This window comes from Streptomyces sp. NPDC057877 (assembly GCF_042796855.1).
Lineage (GTDB): Bacteria > Actinomycetota > Actinomycetes > Streptomycetales > Streptomycetaceae > Streptomyces.
This window is the reverse complement of the sequence record NZ_JBHVMS010000002.1, coordinates 123,113-136,158: the sequence shown is the minus strand read 5'-3', so window position 1 is coordinate 136,158 and position 13,046 is coordinate 123,113. Positions and strand designations below refer to the sequence as shown.

Annotated in this window: 10 protein-coding genes; 5 read left to right on the top strand and 5 right to left on the bottom strand. The window is 74.1% G+C overall.

The features are described 5' to 3' along the window. Positions 1–5 precede the first annotated feature (5 nt). Positions 6–1,676, bottom strand: a complete 1,671-nt coding sequence (locus tag ACFVQG_RS04515) for an AMP-binding protein (protein WP_383376757.1) — start codon at positions 1,674–1,676, stop codon at positions 6–8. A gap of 146 nt (positions 1,677–1,822) precedes the next feature. On the opposite strand from ACFVQG_RS04515, the gene ACFVQG_RS04510 reads away from it, so the two are divergent. From ACFVQG_RS04510 to ACFVQG_RS04500, 3 genes are all read left to right on the top strand, one after another. Next, positions 1,823–2,662, top strand: a complete 840-nt coding sequence (locus tag ACFVQG_RS04510) for a response regulator transcription factor (RefSeq protein ID WP_383376755.1) — start codon at positions 1,823–1,825, stop codon at positions 2,660–2,662. 148 nt (positions 2,663–2,810) lie between these two features. Beyond that, positions 2,811–5,642: an ATP-binding protein gene (locus ACFVQG_RS04505; RefSeq protein WP_383376753.1), complete on the top strand. Its 2,832-nt coding sequence runs from the start codon at positions 2,811–2,813 to the stop codon at positions 5,640–5,642. A 192-nt stretch (positions 5,643–5,834) separates the two neighbouring features. Then, entirely contained in the window at positions 5,835–6,638 is an 804-nt protein-coding gene (locus ACFVQG_RS04500) for a S1 family peptidase (protein ID WP_383376751.1), read from the top strand. A gap of 126 nt (positions 6,639–6,764) precedes the next feature. Here ACFVQG_RS04500 and ACFVQG_RS04495 read toward each other — a convergent pair whose 3' ends face one another. Continuing rightward, positions 6,765–7,871 (bottom strand): winged helix DNA-binding domain-containing protein, encoded by a 1,107-nt coding sequence (locus ACFVQG_RS04495; RefSeq protein WP_383376750.1) that lies wholly within the window; start codon positions 7,869–7,871, stop codon positions 6,765–6,767. A gap of 117 nt (positions 7,872–7,988) precedes the next feature. Between ACFVQG_RS04495 and ACFVQG_RS04490 the strand changes: the two genes are divergently transcribed. Next, the gene (locus ACFVQG_RS04490; RefSeq protein ID WP_383376748.1) at positions 7,989–9,149 is read left to right on the top strand and encodes a magnesium and cobalt transport protein CorA; all 1,161 of its coding nucleotides are present in this window, start codon (positions 7,989–7,991) and stop codon (positions 9,147–9,149) included. Between the two features lie 15 nt (positions 9,150–9,164). Here the strand turns inward: ACFVQG_RS04490 and ACFVQG_RS04485 are convergent, their stop codons facing one another. From ACFVQG_RS04485 to ACFVQG_RS04475, 3 genes are all read right to left on the bottom strand, one after another. After that, entirely contained in the window at positions 9,165–9,575 is a 411-nt protein-coding gene (locus tag ACFVQG_RS04485) for a hypothetical protein (RefSeq protein WP_383376746.1), read from the bottom strand. Then, positions 9,572–10,015, bottom strand: a complete 444-nt coding sequence (locus ACFVQG_RS04480) for an SHOCT domain-containing protein (protein WP_383376744.1) — start codon at positions 10,013–10,015, stop codon at positions 9,572–9,574. The genes ACFVQG_RS04485 and ACFVQG_RS04480 overlap by 4 nt, the downstream gene beginning before the upstream one ends. Before the next feature lie 82 nt (positions 10,016–10,097). After that, a complete protein-coding gene (locus ACFVQG_RS04475; RefSeq protein WP_383376742.1) occupies positions 10,098–11,429 on the bottom strand; it encodes a hypothetical protein in 1,332 nt (443 codons plus the stop codon). Between the two features lie 202 nt (positions 11,430–11,631). Here ACFVQG_RS04475 and ACFVQG_RS04470 point away from each other — a divergent pair, with 202 nt between their 5' ends. After that, the gene (locus tag ACFVQG_RS04470; RefSeq protein WP_383376740.1) at positions 11,632–13,044 is read left to right on the top strand and encodes a DUF2252 domain-containing protein; all 1,413 of its coding nucleotides are present in this window, start codon (positions 11,632–11,634) and stop codon (positions 13,042–13,044) included. Positions 13,045–13,046: the final 2 nt, after the last annotated feature.

Genomic DNA, 13,046 nt, shown 5'->3' with positions numbered 1-13,046 from the left:
CGGGGTCACTTGAAGGCCTCCTCGCGGTACTCGGCGTCCGACCCCGCCGCCGTCGCCTCGCGCAGCTCGATGCGGCGGATCTTGCCGGAGACGGTCTTGGGCAGCGGGGCGAACTCCAGGCGGCGGATGCGCTTGTAGGGGGCCAGCGTCTCCCGTGAGTGCTCGAAGATCACCTTGGCCGTGTCCGGACCCGGCTCCCAGCCGTCCGCCAGGACGACGTAGGCCTTGGGGACGGCGAGCCGTAGTTCGTCCGGGGCCGGGACGACCGCGGCCTCGGCCACCGCCTCGTGTTCCAGCAGGGCGCTCTCCAGCTCGAAGGGGCTGATCTTGTAGTCGGAGGCCTTGAAGACGTCGTCGCCGCGTCCGATGTACGTCAGATAGCCGTCGTCGTCCCGGGAGGCGACGTCGCCCGTGCGGTAGTAGCCGTCCGCCATCGCCTCAGCGGTGCGTGCGGGGTCGCCGTGGTAGCCGGTCATCAGGCCGACGGGACGGGCGGAGAGGTCGAGGGCGATCTCACCCTCGGTGGCGCCGGGGGTGCCGGTGACCGGGTCCAGGAGTTCCACCCGGTAACCCGGGCTCGGGCGGCCCATGGAACCCGTCTTCAGGGGCTGGCCCGGGCTGTTGGATACCTGCACGGCGGTCTCGGTCTGGCCGAAGCCGTCCCGGATGGTGACGTCCCAGGCGCGCCGGACCTGCTCGATGACCTCGGGGTTCAGCGGCTCCCCGGCGGCGACGGCCTCGCGCGGCGGGGTGCGCAGCTGGGTCAGGTCGGCCTGGATGAGCATGCGCCAGACGGTCGGCGGGGCGCAGAAGGTGGTGACGCCCGCGCGGTCCATCTCCGCCATCAGGCGGGCCGCGTCGAAGCGGGTGTAGTTGTGCAGGAAGACGGTCGCCTCCGCGTTCCAGGGGGCGAACAGGTTGGACCAGGCGTGCTTGGCCCAGCCGGGCGAGGAGATGTTGAGGTGCACGTCGCCGGGTTTCAGGCCGATCCAGTACATGGTCGCCAGGTGGCCGACGGGGTACGAGGTGTGGGTGTGCTCGACGAGTTTGGGGCGGGCGGTGGTGCCGGAGGTGAAGTAGAGCATCAGCGGGTCGGTGGCGCGGGTGGGGCCGTCGGGGGTGAACCCGGCGGGGGCGGCGTACGCCTCCTCGTACGGCGCCCAGCCCAGGGCGGCGCCGCCGACGGCGGTGCGGGTGTAGTCGCCGGGGACCTCCGCGAACTTGCCGGTGTCCTCGGCGCGCACGACGGCGTGCCGGACCCGGCCGCGGTCGACGCGGTCGCGCAGGTCGGCGGGGCCGAGCAGCGGGGTGGCCGGGATGACGACCGCGCGCAGCTTCATCGCGGCGAGCGCGATCTCCCACAGCTCGGCCTGGTTGCCGAGCATCACCAGTACCCGGTCCCCGGCGGCGACGCCGCGTGCGCGCAGCCAGTTCGCGACCCGGTCGGAGCGGTCGGAGAGTTCGGCGAAGGAGAGGAGGACCTCGGTGCGGTCCTCCTCGACGATGTGCAGGGCGGTGCGGTCGTTGCCGTCGGCGATGACGTCGAACCAGTCGAGCGCCCAGTTGAAGTGCTCGGGGCGCGGCCAGGCGAAGCCTTCGTAGGCGCCCGCGTAGTCCTCGCGGTGCTCCAGCAGGAAGTCCCGTGCCCTGCGGAACTCCTCCGTGGGTGTCGTCATCGTGTCCTCCTAGGTACCGGACCATTGCCGGGCGGCTCCGGAACATCGTGTAATCCCTGATGCGGGTCCCACTACCCCCGAACGGGGGGAAGCGCGGCACGGCGGGCGGCGCGGGTGGGCGTGACGGGCGCGGGAAGGGCGAGCGGGTGGCGGCGGAGCCGGTCGGGACGGTGGACGGGACGGCGGAGGTCCGCGGCGGACTGCTGCGGCTGCGCCGGGCCACGGGGCTGCCGGTCGCCTTCGGCGGCCTGGTGGATCCCGGACGGCCGCAGGTGCGCATCAGCGAGCTGAGCGGCACCTCCACACAGGCGCTCCAGGCCCTCGCGGTGGGCTCGGGCAGCGGGCTGGGCGGCCGGGTGGTGGCGCGGGTCCGGCCGTGCGCGGTGTCCGACTATCCCGCCTCCCGGCGGATCAGCCATGAGTACGACGCCCCGGTGGCCGCCGAGGGGCTGCGCTCGGTCCTCGCGGTGCCGGTGGTGGTACGGCGCCAGGTGCGCGGTGTCCTCTACGGCGCCCTGCGCACCGCCCAGCCGCTGGGCGACCGGGTGCTGCACGCGGCGGTGGAGGCGGCGCGGGAGGTGGAGCAGGCGCTGGTCGTGCGCGAGGAGGTGCACGATCTGCTGCCGGAGATCGCGGCCGGCGCGGGCGGGGGCGCCGCGCGGGAGCGGGAGCGCGTGCGCGAGGCGCACACGGCGCTGCGCGCGCTGGCGCCGCGGATCGCGGACCCGGTGCTGCGGGCCGAGCTGCTGACCGTGTGCGGGCTGCTGACCGGCGCGGACGCCCCGGCCGGGGTGTCGCTCACGCCGCGCGAGGTGGACGTGCTGGCGTGGGTGGCGGCGGGCGCGACCAACGCGGAGACGGCGCGGCGGCTGGGGCTGCGGCCGGAGACGGTGAAGGGGTATCTGCGCTCCGCGATGCGCAGGCTGGGCGCCCGCACCCGGGGTGAGGCGGTCGTCGCGGCGCGCCGGGCGGGGGTGCTGCCGTAACTTATCCCGTTATTCGGCCGGTGGCCGAAGAATTTCGCCCCTCTCCGCCGCCGTACTCGGGCCTGTTATTAGCCTCACGACCGCCGCCCTCCGAATTTCAACGACACGTTGCCTAGAATTTGGCCGACCACGACACACGGAGGGAGCGGTGACCGTGCGACGGGACTTCCAGGAGTCTGGCCGACGCCGCCCCGACCTGGTCAGCGGCGTCATCGGCCAGGAGGAGCTGTTCACGGCCGCGCGTGAGCAGCTCGGCCGCGGCGGCAGTGTGCTGCTGCACGGCCCGGCCGGAATAGGAAAGTCGCATGTGCTGCGGGCATTGGCCGCGGAATACGGCGGCGGCGGCCGGACCGTGTTGCGCTGCTCGGCCACCGAGTCCGAATCCCATCTGCCGTTCCTCGCGCTGGCCGATCTGCTCGGCCTGGTCCTCGGCGAGGTGTCCGGGCAGCTGCCCGCCGCCCAGCGCACCGCGCTGGAGTCGGCGCTCACCGGCCGCGGCGAGTCCACCCTCCAGCGCGACGGCCTCGCCCTGCGCCTGGCCGTGCTGTCCGCGCTGCGCGCCCTCGCCGCGCGCGGCCCCGTCCTGCTCGTCGCCGACGACCTGCAGTGGCTGGACCCGGCCAGCGCCGAACTCCTCGGCTTCGCCGCCCGCCGCCTCGGCGACACGCCCGTGCAGATGCTCTGCGCGGTCCGCACCGACGGCCAGGAGTACGACCGTCAGCTGCGCGCCTCCCCGCCCGACACCCTCGCGCTGCGGCTGGGCCCGCTGACCCGCACCCAGGTGTCCGGGCTGCTCGACGGGCGCGGCTACACCGGTCTGTCGCGCTCCACCGTCCGTGACATCCACCGCACCAGCGGCGGCAACCCGCTGTTCGCCCTCGAACTGGGCCGCGCCCTCGCCGAGAGCCCCACCCCGCCCCGCCCCGGCGAGCCGCTGCCGGTGCCCACCTCGCTGCGGGCGCTCGTCCTCAGCCGCCTCCAGATGCTGCCGCCGGAGGCCCGGCACACCCTCCTCGTCGCCAGCGCGGGCGCCCGCCCCACCCTGGCCCTGCTGCACGCGGCCGGACGGGTGAACGCCGAGGCGGAGACCGCGCGCGCGGCGGAGCTGGGGCTGCTGGCGACCGAGCCGGAGGGTCCCGCCGTACGGTTCGCGCATCCGCTGATCTCGGCCGCGCTGTACGCGGAGGCCACCCCGCAGCAGCGGCGGGCCGCGCACTCCGCGCTGTCCAGCGCCGCCTCCGACCCGATCGAACGGGCCCGGCACCTGGCGCTGGCGACCACCGGCGCCGACCCGGAGGTGGCCGCCCGCCTTGCCGAGGCCGCCGCGCTGGCCCGGGACCGCGGGGCGCCGTCGGTCGCCGCGTCGCTGGGGCTGCTGGCCGCCCGGCACACCCCGGCCGACGGCGTGCCGGGCCCCGACGGGCGCAGGCTGCAGGCCGCCGAGGACGCGCTGCTCGCCGGTGAGGTGGACCTGGCGCGGGACATCGCCCACGAGGTGCTCGCCCACGCCACCGCCTCCGCCGACCGGGTGGGCGCCTGGATGGTGGTGATCGAGGCGGCCGGGCAGGCGCTCGGCGAGGTCGACGCCGTCTTCCCGCAGGCCCTCGCCGACGCGGGCGACGACCCGCGGCTGCTCGCCCCGGTCCACTACCAGCTGGCCTGGCGGGGGCTGATGGTGGAGGGCGACTTCGCCGAGGCCCGGCACGAGGCCGCGCACGCCGCCGAGCTGGCCGCGCGGGCCGGTGACCGGCGCACCGAGCTGCTGGCGCTGGCGTTCCAGGCGCAGTCGGAGACCCTGATGGGCCACCCGGACGCCCCCATGACGATCAAGCGGGCGCTGCGCGAGCCGCAGGATGCGCAGGTGGCGTGCCATCACAACGGCGCCGGGGCGGCCCGGTTCCGCTGGCTGCTGATGAGTGACCAGCTCACCGAGGCGCGGACCACCGTCACCGCGCTGCTGCGGGAGGTGCGGCGGCGCGGCATGGTCGAGAGCGAGGTGCACTTCCTGCGTTTCCTCGCCGACACCGAGCTGCGCTCCGGGCACTGCGGCCGGGCGCTGGACCTGGCCCGTGAGGGGCTGCGGCTGGCCCGGGACTGCGGTATCGGCGAGGGCGCCTCCGCCATGCTGACCTCCCTCGCGGAGGCGGCGGGCGGCGAGGCGGGGCGGGCGCTGACGCTGGCTCAGGAGGCGGTGGAGCACGCCGAGGAGGACGGCGACACGGTCTATCTGTCCAGGGCCCTGGCCGCGCTCGGGCACGCCCAGCTGGTCGCACAGGACGCGGTGGGCGCGGCCCGGTCGCTGCGCCGGGTACGGGTCCTGGAAGAGGGGCTCGGGGTGACCGACCCGGCGCGCGGGCGGTGGCACGGCGACCTCGCGGAGGCGCTGGTGCGGATCGGTGAGACCGGGGAGGCGCAGGACGTCATCGACGTCACGCGCGAGCAGGCGCTGCGCCTGGACCGGGCGAGCGTGCTGGCCGTCCTGGACCGGGCCGAGGCGCTGGTGCGTGCCGCGCACGGCGATGTCGACGCCGCGCTCGCGCAGTTGACGTCCGTTCAGGACCGGCTCGCCAAGCTGGGCTACGGCCTGGAGGAGGCGCGGGCCGCGTTCGAACTGGCGCGGCTGCGGGCCGCGCGCCCCGGTCCGGGGTCGTCCTCGTACGAGGAGGCCGCCCGGCTGTTCCGGCGGTGCCGGGCGCTGCCGTGGCTGCGGCAACTGGACGCGGCGAGCGCGGCCCGTGCCCCGGAACCGGCCGTCGCCGTGCCCGCGCCCGCGCCGCCCGCCGTGCTCGAGGTGCTGGCGGCGATGGAGCGGCAGGTCGCCGCGCTGGTGATGGAGGGCGCCACCAACCGGGAGATCGCCGCCCGGCTGTTCATCAGCGTCAAGACGGTCGAGGCCACCCTCACCCGGGTCTACCGCAAGCTGGGCATACGCTCCCGCGTGGACCTGGTCCGGCTGGCGGCGGGGCGGCACGCGGGCTGACGGCGGCTGCCTTGAGGGGCGCACGCCACAACGAAGGTTTGCCGTCCGGGACCGAGGGTTTTCCCTCTCCAACTCCCTTGCCCCTAGGGGGTTCCCTCATTGGGCGAGTGCCGGGGCGGCCCTAGCGTAAGGGCCGTGCCGCTCGCTCGGGCCCACCCCGCGCGACCCCCCACCGGCCACACGAGGAGACTCATGTTCGGGCTCGACCGCGCCAGAAGGACCGTCAGACACGGTGCCGTGGCGCTCGCCGTCACCGCCACCGCCGCCGCCACCGCGCTGCTGGGCGCCCCCGCCGCCGTCGCCGCGCCCCAGCCCATCGTCGGCGGCACCACGACCACCACGACCGCCTACCCCTTCGTCATGCAGATCACGGACGCCTCGCAGAACCAGTTCTGCGGCGGCACCCTGGTCTCCCCGACGAAGGTCGTCACCGCCGCGCACTGCATGGTCGGCGAGACCACCAGCAGCGTCCGGGTGGTCGGCGGGCGCACCTACCTCAACGGCACGAACGGCACGGTCAGCCGGGTCAGCCGGATCTGGATCCACCCGAACTACTCGACCGCCACCCGCGGCGAGGACGTGGCCGTGCTGACGCTGTCCACGTCGATGCCGTACACGACGGCCCGGTACGTGTCCGCCGCCGACACCGCCGTGTACGCGCCGGGCACCACCGCTCGAATTCTCGGCTGGGGCACCACCCGCTCCGGCGGCAGCTCCTCCAACCAACTGCGCACGGCGACGGTGCCGACGGTCTCCGACAGCAGTTGCGCGGGCTCCTACGGCTCCCGGTTCGTCGCGGCGGAGATGGTGTGCGCCGGGTACTCCTCCGGCGGCGTGGACACCTGCCAGGGCGACAGCGGCGGTCCGCTGCTGATCGGGGGCGTCCTGGCGGGGATCACCTCCTGGGGCCAGGGCTGCGCGGAGGCCGGTTACCCGGGTGTCTACACCCGGCTGACGACCTTCTCCAGCCTGGTGACCGCGCAGGTCGCCTCATGACCGGCGGCCCACCGGCCCACGACTCCTGAGTACCCCTCAGGTGAATACCAGGGGGCGTTGCGGGCCTCCACGAGCGGCCCGCAGCGCCCCCTCTCCATGCCGGAGCCACACCGGACCGGATGCCGGTCACCCGGTGACGACGGTCCCGAACCGGATGTCGTACGACTCCCCCGGGTGCAGCACCCGCAGCATCCGCTCGGCCTCCGCCCCCACCGCCTCGCGCTCTACGGCGGTGAGGTGGCCGAACGGCTCGATGACGAGCGCGTCGTCGCGCAGCTTCCACACCCCCGCGAGGAAGCCGTCGACGAGAAGCGTCGGGTAGGCCGTGTTCCCCTGCCAGGTGCGCCCGCGGTGCTCGGCGGGCACGACCCGGGTCCGGTCGGCGTGGGACAGCAGCAGGTTGTCGTACTCGGGCAGCAGCCGTGGCGGGGCCGGGGTCGCGGGGTCGGGGCGGGGCGCGTCGGGCAGGTCGAACAGCTCGACGCCGTGTTCGTCGCGGAAGGTGAGCAGTCGCGGGCGGAGCCGTTCGAAGGCGGGGCGCAGCCGGGTGAGGCCGGACCAGGTCTGCATGTCCTTCACGGACGCCGGGCCGAAGGCGGCGAGATAGCGCAGGACGACGGTGTCGGGGGCCGGGGCGGGTGCGGTCGGGCGGCCGAGCCAGTGCTCGACGGTCGTGAGGGCGACCTGCCCGCTCCTGCCCCACAGTCCGCGCGGGGTGACCTGGACGAGCGGCAGCCTGCAGCGGGCGGCGACGGCGAGCGCGTGCGGGTCGGCGTCCGGCCACTCGGCGCCCAGGGCGTCCCGCAGGTGCCGCATGGTGCGCGGCTCGGCCTCGACGAGTTCCCGCGCAAGCCGGGCGAGGCGGTCCAGGTCGACGCCGACGAGGCCCTGGCGGAAGACGTTGATCTCCCGGTCCCGGGCGGGCTGCACCAGGGGACGCAGGGTGAGGGCGTCGTCGGCGGTGTGGGTGTGGATGGTCGACCGCATGGTAACGATCCGGACGGCCCGCCGGTCGGCCATCAGCCGGGACAGTTCCTGCGGCGCGAAGCCGTCGAGGCGGGCGGCGAGCTGGTGGTACGGGGGTTTGACGTTCTGCGCCTGGAGCCCGAGCAGGTGCCCCACGGCGTCGGCGGCCGTCATCCGTACGGGCTGCAGCAGCAGTTGGCGCGCGAGGGTGGCGCGGTTGAGGGCGCGGGTGGTGAGGAGGGGCGCCGTCGTGGCCGTCTTCGTCATACGTCGCACGCTAGCGCGGCTTGCGGACACCTTCTGTCCGCGAGGGGGCCGGTTTCACCCCCGTATATCCTGCTCGGTGATCAACGCAGACGTCGGCCCGACCGGAAGGCAGCCGCGATGCCCGAGCGACGCGCGCGTCCCGGCGCGAAGAACGCACTGAGGCCGGTCTGGCGCCGGTCGCGGCCCACCGCGGGTCCGCCGGAGCCGCACCCCCCGGCGCCGCCCGCGGCCCCGCCGGAGCCGCCGCCCGCCGAACCCGGCAGCGTCGTCGAGTCGGCCCTGTACCGGGACGGCGTCCGGGTCTCCTCCCCCGCGACGCTCGCCGAGACCTACCGTGGGCTGCGCGAGCAGCCGTCCGGCATGGCGTGGATCGGTCTCGCCCGCCCCACCGACCGGGAACTGCTGTCGCTGGCCGCCGAGTTCGATCTGCACCCGCTCGCCGTGGAGGACGCGCTGGAGGCGCACCAGCGTCCCAAGCTGGAGCGCTACGGCGACACCCTGTTCGTCGTCCTGCGCGCCGCCCGGTATCTCGACGCGCCGGAGGAGGTCGACTTCGGTGAGCTGCACGTCTTCGTCGGCGCCGACTTCGTGATCACGGTGCGGCATGGCGCGGCCCCCGACCTGACCGCCGTACGCCACCGCATGGAGGACAGCCCCGAGCTGCTGAGACTCGGCCCGGAGGCCGTCCTGTACGCCATCCTGGACGCGGTGGTCGACGGCTACGCGCCGGTCGTCGAGGGCGTGCAGAACGACGTCGACGAGATCGAGACGGAGGTCTTCCGCGGCGATCCCGAGGTGTCCCGCCGCATCTACGAACTCTCCCGGGAAATGGTGGAGTTCCAGCGCGCCACCCGCCCCCTGGTCGGCATGCTGCACGGCCTGATGGCGGGCTTCGCCAAGTACGGCACCGACGAGGAACTCCAGCGCTATCTGCGGGACGTCGCCGACCACGTCACCCACACCAGCGAACGCGTCGACGGCTTCCGCCAGGCCCTGACCGACATCCTCACCGTCAACTCCACCCTGGTGAACCAGCAGCAGAACGCGGAGATGCGGGCGCTGGCGGAAGCCGGGTTCGCGCAGAACGAGGAGCTGAAGAAGATCTCCGCGTGGGCGGCGATCCTCTTCGCCCCGACCCTCGTCGGCACGATCTACGGCATGAACTTCGACCACATGCCGGAGCTGCACTGGGTGTGGGGCTACCCCTTCGCCGTCGCCCTGATGGGGCTGGTCTGCGTCAGCCTGTACGTGGTGTTCAAGCGACGGGGCTGGTTGTAGGCGGCTCGCCCCGGCCTATTCGGGTTTCCTCGCGACGCACAGCGCCCAGATGATGAACCCGGACATCGCGATCATGACGACCGACCACACCGGGTAGTACGGCAGGGAGAGGAAGTTGGCGATGATGATCAGCCCGGCGATGGCGACACCGGCGACCCGGGCCCACAGCGCGCCCTGGAACAGCCCGAGGCTGATGACCACGGCGACCACTCCGAGGACGAGGTGGATCCAGCCCCAGCCGGTGAGGTCGAACTCGAAGACGTAGTCGCTGGTGGTGACGAAGACGTCGTCCTCGGCGATCGCCATGATGCCGCGGAAGATGTCCAGGAGTCCGGCGAGCGTGAGCATGACGGCGGCGAAGACCATCAGGCCCGAAGCCCATGCGTACTTGGCGGGGTGCGCCCCCGGCGGGTGTGTGGCGGTCATCGTCGTACCTCGCTTCCTCCGGTGCCGCTCAGGACCAGTTCCTTGGCGCGGCTGAACTCCTCGTCCGTGATGTCACCGCGGCTGCGCAGGTCCGACAGCCTGGCGAGTTCGTCGATGCTGGTGGGGGGGCTGCCCCCGGCGGCCGTCTCGCGGATGTAGTCGTCGAGCGCCCGCTGCTGTGCCTGGGCGTGCTTGATCTCGCGGTGGCCCATCTCCCTGCCGCGGGCGATGAGGTAGACGAACACGCCGAGGAAGGGCAGCACGATCACGAAGACCAGCCATCCCGTCTTGCCCCAGCCGCTCAGGGTGTCGTCGCGGAAGATGTCGCCGATGATCCGGAAGAGCAGGATGAACCACATGATCCACAGGAAGAACCACAGCATGGTCCAGAACATGCTCAGCAGCGGATAGTCGTAGGCGAGGTACACGTCAGTGCTCATCGCTTGCCTCCGTCTCGGGCGGGGGGCCGGTGTGCCGGACCCGCTCCTGCCCTCAGCGTGGGCGGGAGCGGCCACGGCGTCCTCACCCGGGGCGGGTGAAGTCCTCGGCGGTCGCGGCGGCCACCGCGAGGGCGGCCAGCACGATCACCACCAGTCCGGCGACCAGGGCCACCACGCCGACCGTGGGCCGGTTCCACAGGAGCAGGGCGAGCGCGCCGCACCCGAGGACGACGCCGGTGGTCCAGGACCGGTGGGTGGCCAGCCAGCGGCCGGTCGCCCCGGTGTGGGCTCCGGCTCGCCGCAGCGAGCGCCCCGCCGCGTCGGCGCCGCGCCCCGCCACGCTGCGCACCGCGCGGGCCCCGCGCCCGGGGCCGTACAGATACCCGGCCAGCACCGTGATCACGGCGACGACGAGCAGGGTGCGGGTGCTGTCGCGCAGGAACCGCACGAAGGTGTCGTAGACGACCGCCGCGGCGTCCGGGGGCAGCGTGGAGGCGGGCACGGAGTCGAGGTAGACGCGGCGTACGACGGCGAGCGCGACGAGCAGCACGACCAGCGTCAGGCCGACGCCCGTGGCCGTGATCATCAGCATGACGCGGTGCGCGGGGGCCGTCCACACGGCGAGGGCGGCCAGCGCGACCGTGAGCACGGGCAGCCAGACGCCCAGGACGTCCAGCAGGCGCAGGCCGTCCTGCGCGTCGGACAGCTTGTCCGTCTCGAACAGGGTGATCTGCCGGTCCGGGGCGGGGATCGCGGCGGCCTTGTCGAAGCCCCGGTCGACGAGGCGCTCGCGGACCTCGTCGACGACGGGGTCGAGGTCCAGCGTGATCTGGTCGCCCTCGGCGCGCAGGGCTCCGCGGTCGTCGCCCGTGAGCATGCCGACCACCGCCGCGTGCGTGCGCCGGTTGGCGCCCTCCCACGCCTGCTGGAAGGCGTCGCTGGTGACCACGCGGTGCACGATGCCCTGCACGGTGCTGGTCACGGCGGCCCGCAGCGGCCCGGCGAGCGCCTGTGAACGCTCCACGACGGCGGGCGGTGCCCCGGCGTCGGCGAGCGCGTCGCTCAGCGCCGTCGTGACCGCCTCGATGTCCACGTTGGCCACGACCCGGTCGGTGAGCTGGTCGACCATGACGTCCTGCACGGCGGGCTCCGACGCCAGCGGCGCGACGGTCTCGACGTACCGGTCGGTGTCGGCGACCGTGTCGTCCACCCAGGCCGCGACCACGGCCAGCGGGGCGAACAGCAGCGTGAGGAGGAGCAGCACCGAGGCGCCCGCCCAACGCGCCCTGCGGTGGCGTACGGCGGCGGTCCGGCGGTGCCGTACGAAGGCGGCGTACTCCTCGGCGGTCAGGGCGGCGGGGGCCTTGGCGCCGCGGCCTGGGCCCATGGGTTCGGGATGCTCGGGCGGAGCCATCAGGGGTCTCCTCGCGTGCTGTCGGTAAAACGGCCGCCAGGCCGCCACGCCAGGCCGCAGCCACGGCGGCGTACGAGGGCCGCACCGGGCCAGCGTCCCGCCGTGCCCCGCGTCCGGGATCACCCGGGACGGGTGAGCCGCGCACGTCAGCGCGGCGGTGAGGTGGACGCGTGCCTCGCACGCGGAGAGAAGGGGGCGAGTCATGGCGGCACCGAGCGGCCTCACGGCCCTGCTGTCACCGGCCGAACGGGCGGCCTACGGCAGGAGCGCGCGCAACCGTACGCCCCGTTCCGGACACGCCCGGATCGAGGCGGCGGGGAACCGGCCCGACCCGGTCGGGGTGATCGAGCGGCAGTCGGCCACCCGGGTGCCGGAGCTGGTCCCGCTGCGGTACGGCCGCATGCTCGAGTCCCCGTTCCGCTTCTACCGGGGCGCCGCCGCGATCATGGCCGCCGACCTCGGACGGCTGGCCGGCACCGGTCTCGCGACCCAGCTGTGCGGGGACGCGCACCTGCTGAACTTCCGGCTGCTGGCCTCCCCGGAGCGCCATCTGGTCTTCGACATCAACGACTTCGACGAGACCCTCGCCGGGCCGTTCGAGTGGGACGTCAAACGGCTGGCGGCCAGCTTCGCGATCGCGGGCCGCGCCAACGGCTTCTCCACCGCGGAGCAGGACAGTGCCGTACGGGAGTGCGTACGGGCGTACCGGACGCGGATGCGGGACTTCGCCGGGATGCGCACCCTGGACGTCTGGTACGCGCAGGACGACGCCGACCGGCTGCGCGACCTGCTGGCCTCGTCGCTGGGCGGGGCCGCCGAACGCCGCGCCGCCCGGGCCACCGCCCGGGCCCGCACCCGCACCCATCTCCAGGCCTACGCCAAGCTCACCCGGGCCACTCCCGAGGGCCGCCGGATCGCGGCGGACCCGCCGCTCGTCACACCGCTGCGGGACCTGCTGACCGACGCGTCCCTGAACCGGCAGGAGCAGGAGCTGCGGGACGTCGTGGAGCGGTACGCGCAGACCCTGTCGTCGGAGCGCCGCCATCTGCTGCGCCGCTACCGGCTGGTGGACATCGCCCGCAAGGTGGTGGGGGTGGGCAGCGTCGGCACCCGCTGCTGGATCCTGCTCATGCTCGGCCGGGACGACGACGATCCCCTGCTGCTCCAGGCCAAGGAGGCGCAGGAGTCGGTGCTGGCCGCGCACACCGACGGGGAGGGCTGGGACAACCAGGGGCGCCGGGTGGTGTCCGGCCAGCGGCTGCTCCAGACCACCAGCGACATCTTCCTCGGCTGGACCCGTGTCGTGGGCCTCGACGGACGCGGCCGGGACTTCTATGTGCGCCAGCTGCGGGACTGGAAGGGCATCGCCCGGCCGGACACCATGGATCCCGGCCTGCTGCGGCTGTTCGGGCGGCTGTGCGGGGCCAGCCTGGCACGGGCGCACGCCCGCTCCGGCGACCCCGTCGCCCTCGCGGCGTACCTCGGCGGCGGCGACCGCTTCGACCGCGCGCTCACCGAGTTCGCCCAGGCGTACGCCGACCTCAACGACCGGGACTTCCGGGCCCTGGGCGAGGCGGCCCGCACGGGCAGGGTCCGGGTGCGGGCGGGGCTGTGACG